The following is a 21,258-nucleotide window of genomic DNA, read 5'->3' on the forward strand; positions in this document are numbered from 1 at the left end:
TTTGGTATCTCTCATAAACGGATGTTTTTGAGAGAACTATCTTCGGCCTTCACACGCACGAAAGGCGGCGAAGCTCCGCCGTTAATCCGTCCGCCGGAGATCTCGCCCAGGCAGGCTGAAGGCCGAGCAAGCCTGACAGGCCCGAAAAGCCCGGCACGGGCGTCGGCGGCGATGACGGCGGCGGCATTATCCAGGGTTGATGATGGAAGTGGAGGATATCGACAACCTCTCGCGCAACCAAGACATCGCGGTCGGACTGCAAGTGATCTTGAAGCCACGGGCCCGTCCCACCCCGACATGGACCTCGATGCCCGAACGGACGTTAGATTTCGAGTTCTAGGCGTTCTGCGATGAAGGTTGGATCCCAGCCGGGATTGAAAGTGTCGACGTGGGTGAATCCGAGCCGCTCGTATAGGCCACGCAGGTTCGGGTGGCAGTCGAGCCGCAGCTTGGCGCACCCCTGCGTTCGCGCGGCATGGCGGCAAGCCTCGATCAGCGCGGAGCTGACACCCCGGCCCGCATGTGTCCGTCGCACCGCGAGCTTGTGCAGATATGCGGCCTCCCCCTTGAGGGCGTCGGGCCAGAACTCGGGATCCTCGGCCGACAAGGTGCAACAGCCGACGATGCCGTCGCTGCAACTCGCGACTAGGAGCTCGGATCTCAGGACGAAGGTCTCCGCGAATGTCCGGTCGATCCGCGCGACGTCCCAGGCGGGCGTTCCCTTGGCGGACATCCACGCCGCAGCGTCGTGCATCAGCCGCACAACCTCGTCGATATCACCCGAGCAGGCGACCCGAACGTTCGGAGGCTCCTCGCTGTCCATTCGCTCCCCTGGCGCGGTATGAACCGCCGCCTCATAGTGCAGTTTGATCCTGACGAGCCCAGCATGTCTGCGCCCACCTTCGCGGAACCTGACCAGGGTCCGCTAGCGGGCGGCCGGAAGGTGAATGCTAGGCATGATCTAACCCTCGGTCTCTGGCGTCGCGACTGCGAAATTTCGCGAGGGTTTCCGAGAAGGTGATTGCGCTTCGCAGATCTCCAGGCGCGTGGGTGCGGACGTAGTCAGCGCCATTGCCGATCGCGTGAAGTTCCGCCGCAAGGCTCGCTGGACCCAGATCCTTTACAGGAAGGCCAACGGTGGCGCCCAAGAAGGATTTCCGCGACACCGAGACCAATAGCGGAAGCCCCAACGCCGACTTCAGCTTTTGAAGGTTCGACAGCACGTGCAGCGATGTTTCCGGTGCGGGGCTCAAGAAAAATCCCATCCCCGGATCGAGGATGAGCCGGTCGGCAGCGACCCCGCTCCGTCGCAAGGCGGAAACCCGCGCCTCGAAGAACCGCACAATCTCGTCGAGCGCGTCTTCGGGTCGAAGGTGACCGGTGCGGGTGGCGATGCCATCCCGCTGCGCTGAGTGCATAACCACCAGCCTGCAGTCCGCCTCAGCAATATCGGGATAGAGCGCAGGGTCAGGAAATCCTTGGATATCGTTCAGGTAGCCCACGCCGCGCTTGAGCGCATAGCGCTGGGTTTCCGGTTGGAAGCTGTCGATTGAAACACGGTGCATCTGATCGGACAGGGCGTCTAAGAGCGGCGCAATACGTCTGATCTCATCGGCCGGCGATACAGGCCTCGCGTCCGGATGGCTGGCGGCCGGTCCGACATCCACGACGTCTGATCCGACTCGCAGCATTTCGATCGCCGCGGTGACAGCGCCGGCGGGGTCTAGCCGCCGGCTCTCATCGAAGAAGGAGTCCTCGGTGAGATTCAGAATGCCGAACACCGTCACCATGGCGTCGGCCTCCGCAGCGACTTCCACGATGGGGATCGGGCGAGCAAAAAGGCAGCAATTATGAGCCCCATACCTACAAAGCCCCACGCATCAAGCTTTTGCCCATGAAGCAACCAGGCAATGGCTGTAATTATGACGACGCCGAGTCCCGACCAGACTGCATAAGCAACACCGACAGGGATGGATTTCAGAACCAGAGAAAGAAAATAAAATGCGATGCCATAACCGATTATGACAACGGCGGAAGGGGCAAGCTTAGTAAAGCCCTCGCTAGATTTTAATGCGGATGTTGCGATTACTTCGCCAACTATTGCGATAACAAGAAAAAGCCAGCCTTTCATGATATATCTCCCAATTTGTGTAGGGCTTATTATGCACGCTTAAAAATAATAAAAGCAGACTTGACCTGATAGTTTGGCTGTGAGCAATTATGTGCTTAGTGCATCTAACGTTGGACGTAACGGGCGCCGAGGCGCAGCCGAGGGAACCCAAATGCGCAGCATTTGGGTGTCCCGTTGACGGACTTGTTAGCCGTTACGACGCGCATAGACGGAGTGCGTGTACGTGATTGTGCCTTGAATGGTTTCGGATGAGACAACCTCGAATTCTGCTGCGTTAAGCACTGGGAAGAAGGCGTCACCCTCAAAGGTTTGATGTACCTCAGATAGAAAGACGCCGTTGGCATGCGGTAGCGCCAGCGCATATACCTCGGCTCCGCCGGCTACGTAGAGTTCTTTGCCGTGTTCGGCTGCGATGGCGATAGCCTGTGACAGCGTTGAAACAACTGCACAACCAGGAGCGCTATAACGAGCTTGGCGCGAGAGCACCACTGTGTGGCGGTTTGGTAAGGGCTTGCCTATGGACTCAAATGTCTTGCGGCCCATAACGACCACTTTGCTCTCGGTGAGCCTGCGAAAAATCTTCTGCTCACCTGGGATTTTCCAGGGGATATCGGGACCATTGCCAATAACCCGATTGGCACCCATGGCAGCGACCAGATAAATGCGGACCGATTCCGGGTTCATACGGCTAACTTTGTTTTAGGGCGACTGCCCTGCTGCGTAACATCGTTGCTGCTCCATAACATCAAACATCGACCCACGGCGTAACGCGCTTGCTGCTTGGATGCCCGAGGCATAGACTGTACAAAAAAACAGTCATAACAAGCCATGAAAACCGCCACTGCGCCGTTACCACCGCTGCGTTCGGTCAAGGTTCTGGACCAGTTGCGTGAGCGCATACGCTACTTGCATTACAGTTTACGAACCGAACAGGCTTATGTCAACTGGGTTCGTGCCTTCATCCGTTTCCACGGTGTGCGTCACCCGGCAACCTTGGGCAGCAGCGAAGTCGAGGCATTTCTGTCCTGGCTGGCGAACGAGCGCAAGGTTTCGGTCTCCACGCATCGTCAGGCATTGGCGGCCTTGCTGTTCTTCTACGGCAAGGTGCTGTGCACGGATCTGCCCTGGCTTCAGGAGATCGGAAGACCTCGGCCGTCGCGGCGCTTGCCGGTGGTGCTGACCCCGGATGAAGTGGTTCGCATCCTCGGTTTTCTGGAAGGCGAGCATCGTTTGTTCGCCCAGCTTCTGTATGGAACGGGCATGCGGATCAGTGAGGGTTTGCAACTGCGGGTCAAGGATCTGGATTTCGATCACGGCACGATCATCGTGCGGGAGGGCAAGGGCTCCAAGGATCGGGCCTTGATGTTACCCGAGAGCTTGGCACCCAGCCTGCGCGAGCAGCTGTCGCGTGCACGGGCATGGTGGCTGAAGGACCAGGCCGAGGGCCGCAGCGGCGTTGCGCTTCCCGACGCCCTTGAGCGGAAGTATCCGCGCGCCGGGCATTCCTGGCCGTGGTTCTGGGTTTTTGCGCAGCACACGCATTCGACCGATCCACGGAGCGGTGTCGTGCGTCGCCATCACATGTATGACCAGACCTTTCAGCGCGCCTTCAAACGTGCCGTAGAACAAGCAGGCATCACGAAGCCCGCCACACCGCACACCCTCCGCCACTCGTTCGCGACGGCCTTGCTCCGCAGCGGTTACGACATTCGAACCGTGCAGGATCTGCTCGGCCATTCCGACGTCTCTACGACGATGATTTACACGCATGTGCTGAAAGTTGGCGGTGCCGGAGTGCGCTCACCGCTTGATGCGCTGCCGCCCCTCACTAGTGAGAGGTAGGGCAGCGCAAGTCAATCCTGGCGGATTCACTACCCCTGCGCGAAGGCCATCGGTGCCGCATCGAACGGCCGGTTGCGGAAAGTCCTCCCTGCGTCCGCTGATGGCCGGCAGCAGCCCGTCGTTGCCTGATGGATCCAACCCCTCCGCTGCTATAGTGCAGTCGGCTTCTGACGTTCAGTGCAGCCGTCTTCTGAAAACGACAGCGCGGCACGGGAATCAAGGCATTGCGATTCTCGAAAATAGTTCTTGAAATTCTATTCTTGATTGCATATCATCTCAACGAGTTTCGATAAGAAAGGATGCGCATGCGACCGTCTGGTTCGCTGGTGGGCAAGGAGGCAGCAGCCGACACGCTCATCGGCAACTGCACGACCGCACGACCAGCCTCCCGTTCAAATTCGAGTTAGAACTCATATCCAGCCTGTCTGGGGGCACTGTGAAAGAGGGATCACCGATGACTGTTGAATCGAGAATATTTTCTGTAGCCGAGTATGTTCAGCCGTCCGAAGGCGAGCCTATTCGTTCCGTTGTGCTTGAAACCCGAGACTCAATTATCGTGGTTTGGCATGTCCATCCCGGGCAGGAAATTGCGGCTCACATTCATCCTCACGGCCAAGACACGTGGACTGTTTTGTCGGGAATGGCTGATTACTTTCAGGGCAATGGGATTGTTCGTGCCCTCAGGGAAGGTGAGATAGCCGTGGCAAGACCGGGCCAAGTGCACGGGGCGCGAAATACAGGTACCGAGCCATTTGTGTTCGTCTCGGTTGTGGCATCAGCCAATGCCGGTTTCGTATTGGCTGAGCGATAGAGCCCAATCTCTGGAGTTGGTCCAATGAGCGGTCGGGGAGATAGGTAACAGACATGCAGCGGACACGGCTGCTAAACCAGGTCGCAAACCTCCTTGCGTCGCAGCGTGCCGCAAGCGACGCGATCAATCGAATGGGGTCGGCATGAGACTGAACACCATCCAGTTCCCGACCGCGTAGCCGCCTGTCCTGCCGATCAGGTCTTGACCATCGACGCCTGGGATCAGTCCTGAATGTTCTTGGAGACCACTACGTTATGAGCCGCAGCCGCCGCAAAACACCCATCGTCGGGCACACGACCTGCGGCAGCGAGCGCGAGGACAAGAAGCTCTGGCATCAGCGCTGGCGCACCCGTGAGCGCACGGCGCTGACCAGCGCGTCGCCCGAAGCCCTGAGCGCCCATCTGCCCCTGCTGGAAAACCAGGCCAGCAGCGTCTGGTCGATGGGCAAGGATGGCCGCTCCTACTGGCCCGTCAAGCGCCAGGCCGCCACGGCGGATCGCATCGCCAATCACAAGGGACGCAACCCGCAAGAACGCGCCTCCCTGAAAAAGCGCCTGCTGCGCAAGTGGATGAGCAAATGAAGCTCTCCTTCCATCAGCACATTGCGCTGTTCTGGATGATCGGTGCTCCGGGCGTCTTCGCGCCCGTGATCGAGAACGCCAAGCGGCCCGATGCCGGCGCCGTCATGGCGTGGGGTGTCGCGATCGTGGCGGTGATGATCCTCTTCACCCCTTTGCTGCTGCGCTGTCCACCATTCCGGCGCTGGTATGGCCGGACGGATGCGCTGTCGGAGCGGCAGCGCCAGGCGCTTGCCGAGCGCGGCCTGCGCCGCTACTACCAGACCGCTTTCGATGACGGCTACGTGCCCCGCGTGATGCCCTACGTGTGGCGCATCATCTGGACGGTCGGCGGGTTGATGGCTGTGACCGCCGTACTGCCTACCAACACCGGACGGCCAGCCTTCGATGCCTTGGTGGTCTTCTCGACCTGGTATCCGATAGGCGTGATGCTGCTGGTTTTCGCGTCGAGGCCCCTTGGCCGGTTGATTCGCCAAAGAGCACAGGAGCGGCGGAAATGAGCACGTCAACCATCGAGGCGCTGGCCAGCGCCTGGGCAAGGATTGCCGAGGAAGCGGAATTCCCCGCTGACTACGAGGGGACTGCCACACCACAAGCGCATCGGGCTAGCGAAGCTATTCAGGAGCAGATTCGGGAGCGCATCGTCGCCACCAACGACATGCGGCTGTTCAGCCTGCTGCACCTGCTGGGTCAGGCGTCGCTGCGCATGGAGCAAGCGCTGTGGCCGGAGGATTACGAGCGGATGACGCGCGAGGTTGAGGAAGCCCTGCGGCAAGCCACCGACGCCAACGCCAGATCGTACACCCACGAAGAAGTGATGCAGGCGATGCAGGAACGCATCGACCGGGCGCGAGACAAGCCATGTTGATTGGCTATGCGCGCGTCTCGACGCAGGATCAGAACCTGGAGCTGCAACGCGAAGCCTTGAGCAAGGCCGGATGTAAAAAGGTCTTCGAGGACAAGGTGAGTGGCACGCGGGCAGACCGGCCTGGCTTGGCCAAGACGCTCGAAATGCTGCGCGAAGGCGATACTTTGGTCGTCTGGAAGCTCGACCGGCTGGGCCGGTCGGTCAAGCAACTGGTCGATCTGGTCGGCGATCTGCACAAGCACGGTGTCCAGTTCAGGAGCCTCACCGACTCCATCGACACCGGCACACCATCCGGGCGGTTCTTCTTCCACGTCATGGCGAGCCTTGCCGAAATGGAGCGCGAGCTGACCGTCGAGCGCACCCGCGCCGGGCTGGAAGTCGCCAAGCAGCTCGGCCGCAAAGGCGGCCGCAAGCCGAAGATGACCGACAGCAAGATCGAGTCGGCCAAGAAGCTGCTGGCCAGCGGGGTGCCGCCCAAGGACGTGGCCAAGAACCTCGGCGTGTCCATTCCGACGCTGTACCGCTGGGTGCCAGCCTCCACGCACGCTTAGCGTGCTTTATTTTCCGTTTTCTGAGACGACCCCCATATTGAGTCCTTTCAAGTGAGTCACCGAAAGAACTATACCGACAAATAATAGGTAAGTCATTACTTATCAATTGCATTTTTATGAGACATTCAAGACTCATTGTTTCAGTCTTTGGAAGACTGTTGCTGCGCGGTTATCGAAACTTGGTTAATGCTAATGTACGCGTACATTAGCATTAACCCTCTCATTCCGGCAACAAATAGCATTACAGCAGTGGGAAGCGACGAGAACCATCAACAAAAAAGGGGCCGAAGCCCCTTTGGATTTTGCGCTGAAAAAAGTGTAACTACGATGCTAAGAAGCACTATGGTTAAGAACGTCTGCCGTGTCTATCACAGCGTTGAACGGTCTGGCGACATTTGCGGAGTCTTTCCGTTCGGACGGTGGTGGCGAACTCCAAACCGTTCAGCGCTGTGTTGGCGATGGTGGGTGGACTCGAACCACCGACCAGTTGATTAACAGTCAACCGCTCTACCACTGAGCTACACCATCATTATTCGCGGCGGTACTTGTTCATGGACAACCAGGCAACCAAGAACTTTCCCGCAACTTGCACTTTACGTTAGTGCCAGACGAGGCTTGTGGCTTGCTCACATAGAGCGAAGATCTGGAATCCTTCTCGGCGGTTGATGGCCGCCAGATTCTTCGATCTTATTGGATGTATGGAATCATCCATGTTGTGAAACCAGGGGCTACATAGGCAACAATGATTTCACCAGAGGGTTAAAGAATCCTGCTTTCACAACGTTGAGGCCACTGAACCGATTTATGTTCGACCCAACATATTGATCAGTCACTACAGCTCTGTGGAATCACCTGTATGATTAAAAGAAAAACAGTGACCTCAACGTTGTGCGCTGGCTAACCAAGCCAGCCGGGTTACGTCGCCGCTTTTAACCCAAGATTAAACGACATAAGTAATGGAAATGACGTAACAGGATGGACGGTCAGTTGGCTGAAACCGGGATGATGGAATGGAATGAGGAAAACCAACCGCCCATCCTGTTACTTCATCGAATAGGGCATGGGTGGTGCAACATGCCCTATCCTGCGTTCTGCAATCACACTCGCTCAGTGTGTCCCATTTCGGTGACGAGGCTGGAAACTGACCTCGCTGGTGTTTGGCTTCTTAGGCTACTGCCAGGTACGTATCTTCGTTTGCAGTTATATTTAACGTTCAAACAGTCGCGTCTCAACGAAAACAAGTGAATCTTATACATATTAGATAAGTAAGTAAATACTTATTTTTCTGTGACTCGTTCAGTTGCTATCTTTTTGATCAAACTCACCTTCTGTTCCGGCGTTCTCGTGATGATGGCCGTAAAACGCTTCGCTTGAATAGTGATAGTTTCGTTCTCCTTGAGTTCGCCGTAGTGAGTCTCCAGCAGAGAACCCAGGCGCCACAGACCGTCGTCTATGCGTTTATGGCTGGCAAATCTGATCAGCAGTAGCTTTACGATTAACTGACCAATGTAAAAGGCATATCCGAAGCCGGCCGCCACAAGGTAGGTTGCCAGCCACCAGTCGAATGAGGTCAAATTGCTCATTTCTGCACTCCCGTCTCGTGAACAACCCGATACAGACGCTTACCGATGCGAAGCGTTTTGGTTTTCAGTTCCTGCCTGACCAGATCGCGACAGATACTGAAGCCGAGGGCCACGCCCCCAGCAAAAGATAACAGGATGTATGGAATCATCAGAACGCCCCCGCCTCAGTCAATTGCTGTAACAGTGAGTGTCCTTTTTCAGTGAGTTGATAGTTCTCCACACATCCTTTTGGCGAAACGTTAGCGACAAGATTCATACGTTCCAGTTTGGCGCGGGTCTTTGGCTTCCAGTTGGCGTAGAACTGTTTCCACTGGCTGATTTCACGCAGAGTTTCTTTCTCCCGTTTACTTAACATGATCATCCTTAATCTCCTTCAGTGTGTACGTGATATCTACAATGCGGTAAATGCGGCCGCGCCTCTGCATGACACCGGCTTTTACGTAATCGTTGATGCAGCTGGACATAACCAGACTGCCGATAACAATGCCGACGACCAAAAATACAATCATCCAGCCGAGCATCAGTCTTTATCTCCAATACGGTCTTCGGTATCTCGCAGACATTTCGGCCACTTCAGACGTGGGTGGCGTAAGCTACCGTCTGGCGTTTTCTCATGGCAGTGAACCTCGACGATGCGTCCACGATATTTCTCCTGATTGTTCCAGATCTCATCCAGGTACTTATGTTTGATACCGCTGGCACGCACGATGACGCCGTTCTCCAGACGAATCACTATCTTGCCTAGCGTATGCGCAAAGCCAGAGTCCGGGTCGCCTGGCTCGAAGTCGATGATTTCACCGTCTTCGGAATCCTCGTCTTTCAGCTTCCACCAGCTGCGGGTACGCTTGAACTCGTAAACAGAATCCGGATCTTTGCCCATCTCCCCCTCTTCATTCTCATCCAGGCGCTTCATGAAGCGTTCGATAAAGTCTTCATGGCTATGGATGATGTAGAACGGATGCAGGTGGATATCTTGCGCGTAATCTTCCCCGCAAGTGTTGCGGAATAACGCCACCAGCATAGCCAGGCGCTCTTTCAGCTTCATGCCGGTCTTCAGGTACTCTTTGCTTTTTGCCTGAGCACGCCACTCCGGTAAGAAGAAATCGAAGATATGGTAAACGGCACCAATGGCTGTCACGTTCTTCTTGCGAAGCGCCGACACGGACTGGTTGAACGTACCTGCAGTACCCTCACCATCGAAAAAGATGTGCTTGAAACCGGAGAGTCTGCCTCGCTCAAGCATGGCTGGTTTAAGGTGATCGAGTGACGTAATCGGATTGCCGGTACGCGTCAAGAAGTTCACCTCTTCCTCGTCAACGATAACTTCGCAGATAACCCGGAGACCATCGAGTTTGAGGCTGCCGATCATTGGCCACTTGGCCTTTGGGTTTTGTTTAAATGGGTATTTGTCGCCTTTCTCCTTGTACGGAGACGCCAGCTGTACCTCAAACTTCGGAATTGGGTTTTCGAACACCTTGTTGCACAGGCTAATGCCGACGCCGGCTTTCGGATCTTTCAGCAGGAAGCGACGAAACACGTCCTGCCCGTCAGCGCACATTGAGGCAACGAGTGATTCGACAGCAGTAATGGCCGCGTTCCCGGTCAGTTCGCGCGCCGCCAGCTTCTCCAGCAGCTCGACTACCTTCTGATCGCTGGGTACGGAAGTATCGAGTGGCTCGGCCACTTTGTACTTCTTCACACCGAATCGAATGAATGGGTTGAGCATTAGCGAGACCATGCTCTGCTCAAATTCATCAAGGTTGGCCAGCGCCTCTTTCTTGGCGTTGGTTCCCATCGTTTTTATGGCATCCAGCTTGTGCTTTAGGGCGATCAGTTTTTCCATTAGTGTTTAACCTCCATCGGTCGCTCGGGAGTTTTCATGTGTTTTCTTTGGTTGCTTCTTCAATGAGTGCCGCGTACACGTCAGTGACGGGCGCCAGTGAATCGGTGGACGTGGTTTCGGGTTTGGCTGGTTCTGTTTTCTTCGTGCGTTTAACCAGACTGTTAATCGTCATGGTGTTGCGCTTCCGGGTTAGCGTTCTGGCGTGGTCGTTTTGCTCTTCCACTTCTTTGATAAGCGCAGCCATATCGATGAAGTAGAGCTGTTCGCCTTTGCGGATCTCTTCGACCATCATCTTCAGCGCCTGGCATTTGCCAGCAGCAATGGCCGCAGCGCAGGACTGGAACGATGTCGCCGGGAGGCGCTTCTCTTTGTAGGCGAGGATGGTGTGCTGGCAGACTGTATAGCTGCAATGGGCCTCATGGCCGTTGATCTTCACTTCCGGACAGCGCAGCGAATAACCGTTGTTTCCGGAGATAGACGGGATTTTCGACAAATCTGTTCTTGTGGACATGCTTCTAACCGTAGTCGTGTACTTACTTATTAAGCGCAGTTTAAAAAAGCCCCACCAGGGGGCTAAATGGTTTTTCGAGGCTTACCAGGTCGCCCAGCCAGTCATTTTGTCCTGAGCGGCTTCGAACCGGTATGGCTCCAGTAAATCGTTGGCATGGTGGACGGCGTATGATTTTGCCTCCTGTTTAATCATCGGCAGCTCGTTGGCCAGGCGTGCCACCTGCCCTGCAAAACTGGCGAGCACACCGTCACATGCCTGACCCGCGTCAACAATGATGCGCACCAGGTCTAAGTCGCTGCGGCACATATCGCAGATGATGCCGTATTCCACCTCACGAATGCGCTCAACGGCTTTTTTGGTATCGCCACTGACCACCAATTCCAGCAAACCAGGTGGTGTTGTCAGATCGGTAACGCGTTCGGTAACTTCAGGCAGTTCGACAATGCTCAGGAACGCCGCGATAGACGGATCATCCTCTACACCAGCCCTGCCTTTGATCGCGCGAAGAGTTGCGTCGACAATTTCCTCAAATCGTTCACCTTCATCACACACCGCCTGATTGGTGTAGACAACGCGACCGTCGTACCATGCACCGGCACGTACTTCGACCGTTGCGTCCTTCATTTTGCGAGTGAACGCCACGAGTGCCGCGCGTTTCTGTTTAACACCAGGCAGCTCCGGGGACTCTCCAAAACGAACCCATACCCGCATGTATTTCGAGCCTTCCCCAAGAGGTGCTGTGCTCACAGACGTGGCGATGTGCTCCAGCGCAGTTTGGATCGCCTCATCGATAATCTTCTGGCGCTCTTCTGTATCAATTTCTACGCCTGATTTGTCGATAATTTCGGTAACGGACTTCTGAATATCTGCTTTCATAAAGGTTCCTCAATTCCTTCGTCGAGCATATTCTTACAGAAAAATAAGTATGTATCTACTTATCATTAAAGGCGTGCAATTTATACAAGAGCTTTAATGCCGAGTACCTTGCTTTGTAGCTCCAACTGTCTGGAGTACGGCTTGGCACGATAATAGGCTTTTAGTATCTGCTCTGGCGTCGCGTCGCCGGGGTCGAGACCTTCTTCGCCCAGACAGGCCACTTTGACATTCAGTCCGATGCTGGTGAGACGTTTGGCCGCTGACATGGTGTTGCGGATCGCTTGCTTTTCGCTGTCCCACATCATGATGACGTTGCGTAATCCACGCGCCTTGAGCGTCAGGAACGCGCCTAACTGATCTTCAGCGTCCTCATTCATATTTCCGGACAAGTGCATCCCGAACGTGCCAATTGGCTCTACATAATCCCGCAGCGTCTCTTCGTCGAAGATGGCTCGCTTCACGCCCATTACGTCAAATGCCCCTTCACACACAACGACCGTTTGTTTTCCGACTGCATTGTGGCCGTTGTAGAGAAACTTACCCGACGCCGGCAGCTGCATGGGGAAGAGATAACGGCGTTCTGCTGCACCGGTAATGTCACGCCCCTGGAAGGTCTTCATCACGCCATCCAGATCGTAAACCGGTATCAGGATGCGCATATCAAACACCTGCCCTTTGACCTGGTCTGTGTACGGATCGACGTATGCGTGCTTGCCTTCGACGCAGTAACGCAGATCAAAGTATTTGGCCAGCTCCGGGGAGATATGGCGCTCCACCAGATAATCAGGAAGACGACCGTCAATGGGGAGTTCGTAATGGCGCGGGAGAGCTACTGGCCCTTCGAGTTCAACCTTGCTGGCCAGCACGACCTCTTCCGTCTTCGGCGCCCATCCTTGTGAGATCAGCGCGTTCTGGACGTACTCTTCAAAATCGCGACGGGATTTGCCGCTGTAGTGCTTGAGGAAGACCAGCTTGTTGAACTGAATCTCTTCGGGATGATCACCAGCAAAGCATTTGCCGACGCCATTGGTCAGGTTGAAATAAACCTTCCAGTTTGAGCTGCCGCATACCGGACACTCCTTGATATTCACCTCACGTCCACGAGTACTGACGCCACCACGACGGTAGATGATTCCTTCCATATCGAGCCATTGTTCAAAATCCAGCTCGGTCAGTAATTCTTTCAAGTCGCTCACGTTCTTAACCCTACTTTTTGCAGGTAATATCTTGATAATCCTCGGTATTTGAATACCATAAAGGCTCATGTGTTTTTTCTTTTGTGGCTTTGGCAAAAGAGAAAATTTGTTCTCTTATGGAGACCGGCGTGGAGAGCGTTTCTCCACGCCTTCTTTTTTTAGAGGACGTCCATAATGCGTTCGATGAATCGCATTTGTTCGAGGTTCTGCTTAACGCGGATGCTTACGCCGCCTTTCTGGTTACGTGAACCAGCGAAGTACAGACGCGCTTCGCCTTTCGCCTCTTCCTCTTCCGTTTTGTTGATCGTGATAACGAGGTCAGCGATACGCACCTTCTCGATGTTGTCCGCTGCGTGCATCATTGTTGCCACCTCAGAAGCACCACCTTCCCTGTTAGTCTGCGATGCAGTGATGCCGGCAACGTTGTGTTTGTCGTACAGCGCACGCAGGTCAGTGTAGATGCTGCGAATGTTGGCGCGGTCGTCGCGGAGGTCGTAGCTGGCACGCATCAGGTCAGCGTAGTCGACCACGACCATGTCGGGGATCATGCCATTGGCTTTCATGCTGCCCAACATACGATCCAGATCTGCAGGCGACATGCTTCCGGACGGTCGTTCAACAATCCACAAGCTCCCCACGCCTTTCGTCGCGCCCAGCTCTGCCAGTTTGCGATGGACGTCGTCGCGGCGCTCCACCAGCTTGGACATTTCGGTCTCAGACAGACGGGCGTCAAAGCGATCTGACAGAATGGAGGTGTGAACTTCCAGCGACAGATACAGGACGTTGTAACCGGCAAGCGTGGCGTTGATGGAGAACTCACCCATCGCCGTCGATTTACCAGACTTCGCGAAGCCCATGAACAGCACCATTTCACGCTTTGCCCAGCCTTTCTGGTAAAGCAGCTTGTCGAGCAGCGGTAGACCCGTTGTGATGCTGTTTGGCACGTAATCGTCGGACGCTTCATACTCACGCGCCTTGTAACGCTCTGCTGATTCAGAGAAGTAATCGTAAATGCCGGTCGCTTCGTTAGAGCCGATTTGCTGGACTTTAGCCATGATTGCCATCGCGCCCTGGAAATCGCCCTTCTCTTTCATCTCAGCCGCTTTAATCAGCGCGTCGTCGAATGCTACGCTTTTGGCGAACGTGGCGACCTGGTCGACCATGTACGCCGTGTCTGACAGCTTCTCAGCGAGAATCCGCTTAAACGCCTCAACGACGTCGGGGAACAGCTCTTCGCGGATCGTCTTATCGCGTTTGGCGCGTTTGAGCATGTCGAGTATGGCCGACGATGATGGTGCGCTCTTATACATTCTGTAGTAGCCCGACACCATGTTCACCAGAATGGCGTTGGCCGCATTGGAGAACTGGTTTGGCGCAACCAGATCACCGGCGCGAGTCAGAAACTCATGGTCGCGACAGAAGTAGGCTGCGAGTCGATTCTGGAAGTCGTCGTCGAACTCTTCAGACAACCCTCGTCCTGTGTGGCAAAGTTCGGTCATGTGCTTTCCTTTGGTGCTTAAACAATTTGTTTTCTAATACTAAAAAAGCCAGATAGGGGATCAACAGAATCGCCGTGCTTCTTCCAGTTCTTCCGGGAAGTGCGCGTAAATCACACGCTCAGGCACGATTTCCATCAACCAGACAGCGGAGAAGATGATGCGGACGCGCTTGTCTCGGGTAATGCCACGCAGACGCTCCAGAACCCACTCAAAATAGCGTTCTTGAATCGGGTCGTGCTGCATATCTCCCAGATGCTTAAAACTCACCAGAGAGTCATCCAGACGGGTTACAGCGCGTTTGGCTAACTTCTCTTCGAATATCTCGATCAGCTCGGGCTGCCAGAGATGCTGGGGGCGAGGCAATTTGTCCCACAGACGGCGTGCAGCTGCGGACAGAACGGTAGAAATGAAGTAGTCATAAGAGCAGCAGTACTGGTCGGCAAACTGGCGTGCTTTCCAGAGAGACGTTTTGTTCGCCGTCGACAGCTCCTGATACGGCACACGTTTCAAACCGGTTGTGAATGGGGCCGTCTCATAGTGTTCGCGGCCATGCGACAGCATGATGTATGAGTACTGGCGCTTGTATGCCTCAGTGAAAAGGCATGTGGCCATAAGCGGGTGCATGTCGCGGTAATCAAACCACTTTGTCTCGAACAACTCAGCCTCATCCTTGCAGCGTGACAGCCCAATATTCTCGGCCACCCACTTGTCCATGACTGTGGTGTCCCACTCGGTCATGAAGTCGTACTGGTCGTTGTTAATAGTGTTAAAGAAGATCTGGCTCATGTGCTCCGCCGATAGGTAGTCACTTACTTATCATAATGGGCGAATCATAGCGACTGGAGATGTTTTTTGGAAGTGGAAACGGAAGGGAATGTGTCTGGGAAGTTGGCATAGAAAAAGACCTGCTTCCGTATAAATAATAATAAGTAACTTAGTATTTATATATACGGAAGCAGGTTCTTAATTGAAGCTGCCAGAACTAGTAACCTTGAAAAGTAAGGTTCTTGTCCAGCTCCACACGCTTCAGTTGGTACGAGTCGGTAGGGCAAAGCATTTTGTACACGGCCAGATTGCTGTCCAGCAGTTCACGGGCAAAACTTTCCAGCTCTGGATAGGGTTTGCATCCGATAGAAATCTCTTTGATGAGCGAGGTGTCGAACTTCTTAATCCCTGGCAGCTCAGAGATAATCCGGAACTCTTCTTCGTACTTCCAGCTCTCACCCTTGTGCAGAAAGATGGCTCTGACAATGTCGTACACATCAGCGGTATAGAAGTTCACTTCAGGCGGCGATTTCACGTACTCCACATCACCGTTTAACGCTGTGTGTTGGTCATCCAGCGCTTCCACAATAGCGTCATCAAACCCTATGCAAAATCCAGAGTGGGAGCTGGCGTAATGCGACCACATCAGGTAATTGGTGTCAGTTCTGGTGAGGCATATCACACCGGTATTCAAAAGCAGATTTCCGCGCAGCATATAGGCGTCAAACTCTTCGGCGTTTTTGGTTCGCCCTCTTAACCAGTTCTCACCGTCCTCGTCGCTTTTGCCAGGCCACATCTCATAATATCGGACACGCTTCTCCGGGATCGTGGCGTCAAAACTAAATTTGGCTTTGAACTCGGCAGGGTCATTGAAGTCGTGTGGCCGGGTGGCTCGGATGGTTCCATCTTCGATGAAGAATTTAAGAATTTTGATTAATTCGTTTGGGTCTTCATGCCCTACGTATTTGTACAGCACAAACAAAGTCCTTTTGAGTTAAAGGCGTCTTTCGACGCCTCTTATTTAACCTTTCTTCATCAACTCACGTTTGATTTCATCGGTGCGCATCGTGACGTCGGCAGCTGTGATCGCCTCGTTCAGTTTCACGATGTCTTCGATTTCCTGCGGCGACTTCTCTGCCAGATGGAAAATGGCTGCACGAATCACGTCAGAACGGGTGAATTTCTCGAAACGAGGGATGAATTTCATCATCTCCAGCAGATCGAAATACTCGTCTTCCAGCGACATTGTGCGGCTCTTAATCTTCTCTTTCCCACGAGTCGGACGCCCCTGCGGTCTGACTGGCTGGCGCATTGGGGTGCTGCTTTTTGGCTGCTCTTCCGGCTCTTTGCGCTTTGCAAGGTCTCCCATTCTCATGGACATTATTCTTCCTCCAGACTCATGATGTAATCTACAAACTCTTCGAACTCGGCTTCTGCCTTCTTATCGCGTTCCGCGCCGGTCATTTCAAAGATAGAACGACCGGCCTCTTCCGCATCGTCATAAACGTTACGGTTGTACAGATTAACCGGCGCAGCCTCGATGCCAAATGTCTCGACAATTTCTTTCGCCGCCAGAATACGTGATGCCTGGGAAGGCAGTGACGGACACTGGTTCACTACCGCGCGGATCTTCACTGTCTCGTTCACATTGCGAACGTTGTCGATGATCGGGTCGATATCACGCAGAGATTTCAAATCACGACGTTTAGGACGCAGCGGGATGATTATCACGTCAGCCATAAGCATCGCCAGACGCTGAATTTCGGAGTCAAAGCCACCAGCATCTACCACTACATAATCGGTGCGCCCCTGAAGCGATTTAAGATGTTTGACGATATCATCCTGAACATATGCGAAGGGAATCAGCTCAAGATCATCATTCTGGCGACGGTCTTCACACCAGCTCGTCGTGGTACGCTGGATATCGATATCGGTGACGTGAACCTTCTTTTTCTTTTTAACTTTGAGGCATACCGCAATTTGCTGGGCAACGGTAGATTTGCCTGGGCCGCCTTTTGTGCCGCCAACCACAATGATCTTGGTCATTGGTGAGTTCCCTTTGCGTGAATTATTGTCGTATGAAACAACTTGTTTTCTTATATGTGATATAGCCTAAATGCCTACGGCTGCGGTGTAAAGGTTAAATGATAGGTACTTGAGGAATGTGGAGCGTGGGATCAAAAAACCCGCCGTAGCGGGTTTATGGGAGAGAGATGATGTTGACGATGTGCGTACAAGAGCCTTTATCAAGTCGCAGCTCGCGGTCTCCCCACTCGTCTGTTACGCGACTTAAAGGCAAACTGCCAATATCCCACGGCAGGAAGCCGGTGGTAGAACCCTTTGCCTTGTCGCCGAGCTGGTCAAGACAACATTTTTTCACGGTATCGTAGATCATAACCTCGCCATATCTCCGCATAGTACCTGACCACATGGACGCACCCAGAATGGTTTGCAAATTGTCGCAAACGAGGTGGCGGTATTTGTCCAGTATGAAGCGATATGCTGTAGAGCCTATGCGGGCTGAGTCAAAAGGCGGTTCGAGATAAGCGCCTTTGATTTGCTTACCGAGGTATTCATTCCCATCGACGCCAATAAACGAAAAATCGTTATAGGCAAACCGACCCACAACCTTCAGCTCTTCTGGGCTAAGAGTCGCATCCACGATCTCAATTTTGATGATGTGTTCGGCAGCCTCAAACGCACTCATCCCCTCGTCATCCATAACCCGCGTGATTTCGTCAAATTGATAATCTGAGTTATAGGAGGGCAAAAGATACACAACGAGAAAGTTGTCGAACTCGCCTTTATCGGCACGCATCTCCACCAGACGAACAACATCGCCTTCTGGTGTCGCGAAATGAAAGGTCTCTAAAATAGTATAGCCGCCCATAGAGAGCGGCATTTTGTTCAACTGCTTGTGGTAGCGTTCATCAATTAAAGAAGGTGCCATTGTTCTTTTTTGCGTTCTGGTAAAACGCTTTCCTTGAGGTCGTTGAACTTATTCTTCATGAATTGTACAACGGCTTTCTCAATTTTTGGAACAATGGATTCTTTAACATCAACAATTTCGGGGTACTGTTCTTGCGGCTTGAGAACAAAGCGCAATTTGTTATTGCGCACAACGACCTCTGCCAAAGGAGTTACAGTTGAGGTGCTGTTGGAGATGTTCTCTGCGCGAGTAACATCGCTTTTGAATGTGACAATGAAGTGCTGGCGGTCACCTGTTTCGCGACATAACATGCGGCGCACTTCCACTGAGTCTTCACTGTTATGAAAACGCATAGGGAAGCTATCGACTACCGCAGTGTTCGTGCGGATCGTTTGCATAGTACGTGTTTTGTCATGATAGTTGAGCATGTTTCCACCTTAGCCGTTAAGACGTTGATGTCGTGCGGCGACCCCATCGGGGTTTAGAGGCTACGAGAATGCAGCGCTTCTTTGAAATAATGTATGAATGCCTTGACACTCGTTGATTAAATCTACATCAGTCACAAACTAATTGCAACCTGACCACTCCCCAAAACCCCGCTAACCACGGGCGCTTACGCGCTTCCGTCTGCTTTTTTGCCGCTCCATTGGCACAAACGCTCGCCCACCATATTGTGAGTCAAGATCTGTCGCTCTGTCTCTTCGGTCATTAAATCCTCATTACTCACATAGATAGGGTTGGCTGCATCGCAGAAGAGCACGCCGGAAGTCTGTGTCTTAATCACGCACCCACTTACCATGCAGCTCACGATGAACAGCAGAAGCGCCTTTCCGCCGCACTTCATTAAATGTCTCATTTTTGACGTCCACTGTACTTTGAAGCCTTTTCCTGTCTTCCTGCCTTGCCTTCTCTTCGATCGCTTGCCGAGCCGCACGACCACCCATCGCATAAGCACCGACAAGCACGAAAAGAACGGCAGCCAGGGTAATCAGAGCAATTTTCAACTTCGAAACCAGGCTGCCGAACATTTTAAACCATCCCTTTCTGGTGTTTGCGTACCTGAGACCAGGCAATAAAGCCGGCCACAATGATGGTGGCTACGCCAAAAATGATACGAACCGTATCACCGCTGGTGATATGACCTTGTGCCTTATCCATCGCCACAGACACTTGGGGCATTACGTCGGCCAGCTGCGCCAGCCCAATACCTGCCGTGACAGTTGCGCCAGCCGTTTCTTTGGTCACAGGAACCGCTTTAACCGTCTTGATCGGCTTAACGACGCCAGCGCGACGCAGACCTTCCTCAATAACTTCTGCCGCATACCAGGTGTTTGGCGTTTTCAGTGGGCCACGGCCGTTCTCGTGCCGAATGATCGCCTCTACCAGCGGACGCAGAGTGTCGTAGTCGTGTAGATCGATGATCATGTCCGGGGTGACACCAACGGCTTTAGATACCTCGTTCACGTAGGCACTGGTGTTGTTTTCGTTTGGCGGCGCCCAGCGCTCGATGACCTCGCGAATGGTATCGATGCTTGAGCCGTCCTTCGCCCGGCGCTTGTCGTGGTAAGTGATGAGCGTTACCGCCAGCGCTCGAATCCCCCATACAGGATCTTTGAACGTGCAGAAACGTGGTTCGGAAGGGTTGCTAATAAGCCCCTGCCACGGCGACCCCTTATCGAGATTGCCTGGGTTGTTGTTACGAATACCTCTTGGAGTTTTCATCCTTGATCTCCTTTATTGCAGTCCATTCTTGACGCCGTAGGCGGCTAACCCCAGCAGCAGCGCGGTAATCAGGAACGACGTAATCTTTGAGATAATGCCGCCAAAGAACCCGCTGGAGATGGTGTCGAGCCGGTTAAGAAGTTTGTCCAGGTTGGAGTGCTGAATGCTGTGTTGTGCAGGCGTCATATCGCCAAAGTAGGTTTTGAGCTGGTCATTGACCTCCTGGCCAATTTCTTCACGCAACTCCTTACCTAATTTGCCAACGACTTCACGCGCAACGATTGCGGCAATGCGTTCAACCTGCTCAGGCGTTACGCCTGCCATCTCGTTCGACATGATTTCCTCCATGAAAAGTCAAATCGGGATGGCAGTTTTATATCACAATATAACTGTATTTTGTAGGTAAGCACTTACCTACAAAATGAGTTTTAAATTTTTGGGCATGAGCTTAGTGAGGTGAAAGCACCAGAGCCGACCCAACGCCAGTTAAAGACACTACCTGCACGGTATAATGTGTAATGCCCTTCTTTCTTAATCGCATAGATTGGCACACCAGTGTCAACGCCGCCTACCATTGCTCGCCCATAGCAAACCGGCTCTGGTAGTTTCTGGCACGCAGTCAAAGTTAAAGCCATACCTAAAATTAATATCATCTTTTTCATTCTATTCTCCGTTATCCGTAGAGGTTTCTGTTCAAAACTGGAACTCGGTTATTGATAGCTAATGTAGCCCCACCGTTAATTTCATTAACGAGAATCGAACTCACGGTGTTCCCATAACATGTGTAACCGTATACTAGGGTCTTCGCACCACCCGGCATCGGTATGGCGAATGCGTTAGCATATGTAGGCACAATAGCTACTGGATAATCAAAGTTGTGTTTATCTCCGCTGTTCCAGCTCTTATTATCAAGAAACGTAAATGACAATGGAATATTTGCCGTGTTATAGATCTCCACTCCCGATGAATTAAAGAAACTCATCCCCCACTTCTCTTTTTTTGAAATGCCAGTTGCGAACACATACACCGTTACACTGGAGTCGCTGCCTACCCCGCCGAAGCTGTAAATAACCTGGTTATTGCGAACTAATCGGCTTGCGAGCAGCGAAACAGCCTTTGAATAAGCAACGAAAACAATAGGCGACCGATCTGGAGACAGGCCAGTATTGAACTCACTTCCGCCTCGCAACGACACCACATGCTTACTTTGGAACACCATCGGGGTAAGACTTGGAGACATCCAGACCTTCCCATCAGAACGAACAATTTTGCTTCCGTACATTATTTCTGAAACACCAATATATAAATTGTACCGCGAGCATCAGACCAGTTAATCGAGTTGCCCGATACCGAAACACTTCCAATATATCCATTGATTGTTTCCATTATGTAGTAATCAATTGACATACCTGGCTCAATTGCATAACTTCTGCTGCCACTACCTGTCGGTAGAAAATAATCCAGATAATAAATTGGCGCTAATGCGTCAACCATTTCCTGACGGCTAGGCGACCAGATTTTTGCTCCATAACTCATTATTTTCCCTCCGTGAA

General features: G+C 53.1%; 32 protein-coding genes and 1 tRNA gene. 6 read left to right on the top strand and 27 right to left on the bottom strand.

Features of this window, described 5'->3' with window-relative positions; translation table 11 throughout:
* Window positions 1-322: 322 nt before the first annotated feature.
* The 4 genes from ABOC97_RS17275 to dfrA21 all read right to left on the bottom strand — a co-directional run bounded on the left by ABOC97_RS17275 (window position 323) and on the right by dfrA21 (window position 2,815).
* Window positions 323-823, bottom strand: coding sequence for a GNAT family N-acetyltransferase (locus tag ABOC97_RS17275; RefSeq protein WP_000376623.1), 501 nt, complete (start codon window positions 821-823; stop codon window positions 323-325).
* A 127-nt stretch (window positions 824-950) separates the two neighbouring features.
* Complete coding sequence (gene sul1, locus ABOC97_RS17280) at window positions 951-1,790, bottom strand: sulfonamide-resistant dihydropteroate synthase Sul1 (protein WP_000259031.1); 840 nt, start codon at window positions 1,788-1,790, stop codon at window positions 951-953.
* Window positions 1,784-2,131 carry a quaternary ammonium compound efflux SMR transporter QacE delta 1 gene (locus tag ABOC97_RS17285; RefSeq protein ID WP_000679427.1) on the bottom strand — a complete coding sequence of 116 codons (348 nt, stop codon included), beginning with the start codon at window positions 2,129-2,131 and terminating at the stop codon, window positions 1,784-1,786. The genes sul1 and ABOC97_RS17285 overlap by 7 nt, the downstream gene beginning before the upstream one ends.
* Before the next feature lie 186 nt (window positions 2,132-2,317).
* A complete protein-coding gene (gene dfrA21, locus ABOC97_RS17290) occupies window positions 2,318-2,815 on the bottom strand; it encodes a trimethoprim-resistant dihydrofolate reductase DfrA21 (RefSeq protein WP_004187529.1) in 498 nt (165 codons plus the stop codon).
* A 144-nt stretch (window positions 2,816-2,959) separates the two neighbouring features.
* Between dfrA21 and intI1 the strand changes: the two genes are divergently transcribed.
* From intI1 to ABOC97_RS17320, 6 genes are all read left to right on the top strand, one after another.
* Window positions 2,960-3,973, top strand: a complete 1,014-nt coding sequence (gene intI1, locus ABOC97_RS17295) for a class 1 integron integrase IntI1 (protein WP_000845054.1) — start codon at window positions 2,960-2,962, stop codon at window positions 3,971-3,973.
* Window positions 3,974-4,427: 454 nt separating this feature from the next.
* Window positions 4,428-4,784 (top strand): cupin domain-containing protein, encoded by a 357-nt coding sequence (locus ABOC97_RS17300; protein WP_003465043.1) that lies wholly within the window; start codon window positions 4,428-4,430, stop codon window positions 4,782-4,784.
* Between the two features lie 254 nt (window positions 4,785-5,038).
* Window positions 5,039-5,365, top strand: coding sequence for a hypothetical protein (locus ABOC97_RS17305; protein WP_003100858.1), 327 nt, complete (start codon window positions 5,039-5,041; stop codon window positions 5,363-5,365).
* Window positions 5,362-5,862 carry a hypothetical protein gene (locus ABOC97_RS17310; protein WP_003100856.1) on the top strand — a complete coding sequence of 167 codons (501 nt, stop codon included), beginning with the start codon at window positions 5,362-5,364 and terminating at the stop codon, window positions 5,860-5,862. The genes ABOC97_RS17305 and ABOC97_RS17310 overlap by 4 nt, the downstream gene beginning before the upstream one ends.
* Complete coding sequence (locus ABOC97_RS17315; RefSeq protein ID WP_003100853.1) at window positions 5,859-6,230, top strand: hypothetical protein; 372 nt, start codon at window positions 5,859-5,861, stop codon at window positions 6,228-6,230. The genes ABOC97_RS17310 and ABOC97_RS17315 overlap by 4 nt, the downstream gene beginning before the upstream one ends.
* Window positions 6,224-6,781: a recombinase family protein gene (locus ABOC97_RS17320; protein ID WP_003100847.1), complete on the top strand. Its 558-nt coding sequence runs from the start codon at window positions 6,224-6,226 to the stop codon at window positions 6,779-6,781. The genes ABOC97_RS17315 and ABOC97_RS17320 overlap by 7 nt, the downstream gene beginning before the upstream one ends.
* Before the next feature lie 453 nt (window positions 6,782-7,234).
* Here the strand turns inward: ABOC97_RS17320 and ABOC97_RS17325 are convergent.
* From ABOC97_RS17325 to ABOC97_RS17435, 23 genes are all read right to left on the bottom strand, one after another.
* Window positions 7,235-7,309 (bottom strand) — tRNA-Asn (locus ABOC97_RS17325).
* A 749-nt stretch (window positions 7,310-8,058) separates the two neighbouring features.
* Window positions 8,059-8,364, bottom strand: a complete 306-nt coding sequence (locus tag ABOC97_RS17330; protein ID WP_004110169.1) for a hypothetical protein — start codon at window positions 8,362-8,364, stop codon at window positions 8,059-8,061.
* Complete coding sequence (locus ABOC97_RS17335) at window positions 8,361-8,513, bottom strand: hypothetical protein (protein WP_000613550.1); 153 nt, start codon at window positions 8,511-8,513, stop codon at window positions 8,361-8,363. Before ABOC97_RS17335 ends, ABOC97_RS17330 begins: the two co-directional genes overlap by 4 nt.
* Complete coding sequence (locus ABOC97_RS17340; protein ID WP_022649968.1) at window positions 8,513-8,725, bottom strand: hypothetical protein; 213 nt, start codon at window positions 8,723-8,725, stop codon at window positions 8,513-8,515. The genes ABOC97_RS17335 and ABOC97_RS17340 overlap by 1 nt, the downstream gene beginning before the upstream one ends.
* The gene (locus ABOC97_RS17345; protein ID WP_172687143.1) at window positions 8,709-8,873 is read right to left on the bottom strand and encodes a hypothetical protein; all 165 of its coding nucleotides are present in this window, start codon (window positions 8,871-8,873) and stop codon (window positions 8,709-8,711) included. The genes ABOC97_RS17340 and ABOC97_RS17345 overlap by 17 nt, the downstream gene beginning before the upstream one ends.
* A gap of 11 nt (window positions 8,874-8,884) precedes the next feature.
* Window positions 8,885-10,207 (bottom strand): ATP-dependent DNA ligase, encoded by a 1,323-nt coding sequence (locus ABOC97_RS17350; RefSeq protein ID WP_022649967.1) that lies wholly within the window; start codon window positions 10,205-10,207, stop codon window positions 8,885-8,887.
* 34 nt (window positions 10,208-10,241) lie between these two features.
* A complete protein-coding gene (locus tag ABOC97_RS17355; RefSeq protein ID WP_022649966.1) occupies window positions 10,242-10,718 on the bottom strand; it encodes a hypothetical protein in 477 nt (158 codons plus the stop codon).
* Window positions 10,719-10,799: 81 nt separating this feature from the next.
* Complete coding sequence (locus ABOC97_RS17360; RefSeq protein ID WP_022649965.1) at window positions 10,800-11,594, bottom strand: hypothetical protein; 795 nt, start codon at window positions 11,592-11,594, stop codon at window positions 10,800-10,802.
* Window positions 11,595-11,674: 80 nt separating this feature from the next.
* Window positions 11,675-12,790 carry a hypothetical protein gene (locus ABOC97_RS17365; RefSeq protein WP_022649964.1) on the bottom strand — a complete coding sequence of 372 codons (1,116 nt, stop codon included), beginning with the start codon at window positions 12,788-12,790 and terminating at the stop codon, window positions 11,675-11,677.
* Between the two features lie 158 nt (window positions 12,791-12,948).
* A complete protein-coding gene (locus tag ABOC97_RS17370; protein WP_006812582.1) occupies window positions 12,949-14,289 on the bottom strand; it encodes a DnaB-like helicase C-terminal domain-containing protein in 1,341 nt (446 codons plus the stop codon).
* Between the two features lie 60 nt (window positions 14,290-14,349).
* Window positions 14,350-15,075, bottom strand: a complete 726-nt coding sequence (locus ABOC97_RS17375; RefSeq protein ID WP_022649963.1) for a hypothetical protein — start codon at window positions 15,073-15,075, stop codon at window positions 14,350-14,352.
* 196 nt (window positions 15,076-15,271) lie between these two features.
* A complete protein-coding gene (locus tag ABOC97_RS17380) occupies window positions 15,272-16,030 on the bottom strand; it encodes a DUF2971 domain-containing protein (protein WP_022649962.1) in 759 nt (252 codons plus the stop codon).
* A gap of 45 nt (window positions 16,031-16,075) precedes the next feature.
* Window positions 16,076-16,429, bottom strand: coding sequence for a hypothetical protein (locus tag ABOC97_RS17385; RefSeq protein WP_161496783.1), 354 nt, complete (start codon window positions 16,427-16,429; stop codon window positions 16,076-16,078).
* 5 nt (window positions 16,430-16,434) lie between these two features.
* On the bottom strand, window positions 16,435-17,100 hold the full coding sequence (locus ABOC97_RS17390) for a division plane positioning ATPase MipZ (RefSeq protein WP_022649960.1): 666 nt from the start codon (window positions 17,098-17,100) through the stop codon (window positions 16,435-16,437).
* Window positions 17,101-17,254: 154 nt separating this feature from the next.
* Window positions 17,255-18,004 (bottom strand): hypothetical protein, encoded by a 750-nt coding sequence (locus ABOC97_RS17395; protein ID WP_022649959.1) that lies wholly within the window; start codon window positions 18,002-18,004, stop codon window positions 17,255-17,257.
* Window positions 17,989-18,411 carry a hypothetical protein gene (locus ABOC97_RS17400; RefSeq protein WP_349600228.1) on the bottom strand — a complete coding sequence of 141 codons (423 nt, stop codon included), beginning with the start codon at window positions 18,409-18,411 and terminating at the stop codon, window positions 17,989-17,991. The genes ABOC97_RS17395 and ABOC97_RS17400 overlap by 16 nt, the downstream gene beginning before the upstream one ends.
* A 185-nt stretch (window positions 18,412-18,596) precedes the next feature.
* Entirely contained in the window at window positions 18,597-18,767 is a 171-nt protein-coding gene (locus tag ABOC97_RS17405; RefSeq protein ID WP_239663902.1) for a hypothetical protein, read from the bottom strand.
* Window positions 18,760-19,011, bottom strand: coding sequence for a hypothetical protein (locus tag ABOC97_RS17410; protein ID WP_016051635.1), 252 nt, complete (start codon window positions 19,009-19,011; stop codon window positions 18,760-18,762). The genes ABOC97_RS17405 and ABOC97_RS17410 overlap by 8 nt, the downstream gene beginning before the upstream one ends.
* A 1-nt stretch (window position 19,012) precedes the next feature.
* Window positions 19,013-19,705: an endolysin gene (locus ABOC97_RS17415; RefSeq protein WP_016051634.1), complete on the bottom strand. Its 693-nt coding sequence runs from the start codon at window positions 19,703-19,705 to the stop codon at window positions 19,013-19,015.
* 12 nt (window positions 19,706-19,717) lie between these two features.
* On the bottom strand, window positions 19,718-20,041 hold the full coding sequence (locus ABOC97_RS17420) for a hypothetical protein (protein ID WP_016051633.1): 324 nt from the start codon (window positions 20,039-20,041) through the stop codon (window positions 19,718-19,720).
* Between the two features lie 92 nt (window positions 20,042-20,133).
* Window positions 20,134-20,367, bottom strand: a complete 234-nt coding sequence (cor, locus tag ABOC97_RS17425) for a phage exclusion lipoprotein Cor (RefSeq protein WP_016051632.1) — start codon at window positions 20,365-20,367, stop codon at window positions 20,134-20,136.
* A gap of 11 nt (window positions 20,368-20,378) precedes the next feature.
* Window positions 20,379-20,945 carry a hypothetical protein gene (locus ABOC97_RS17430; protein WP_016051631.1) on the bottom strand — a complete coding sequence of 189 codons (567 nt, stop codon included), beginning with the start codon at window positions 20,943-20,945 and terminating at the stop codon, window positions 20,379-20,381.
* Between the two features lie 41 nt (window positions 20,946-20,986).
* Window positions 20,987-21,241, bottom strand: coding sequence for a hypothetical protein (locus ABOC97_RS17435; protein ID WP_022649955.1), 255 nt, complete (start codon window positions 21,239-21,241; stop codon window positions 20,987-20,989).
* Window positions 21,242-21,258: the final 17 nt, after the last annotated feature.

Origin of the sequence: Kluyvera huaxiensis (genome assembly GCF_040149365.1) — a bacterium.
Taxonomy (GTDB): domain Bacteria; phylum Pseudomonadota; class Gammaproteobacteria; order Enterobacterales; family Enterobacteriaceae; genus Kluyvera; species Kluyvera intermedia_A.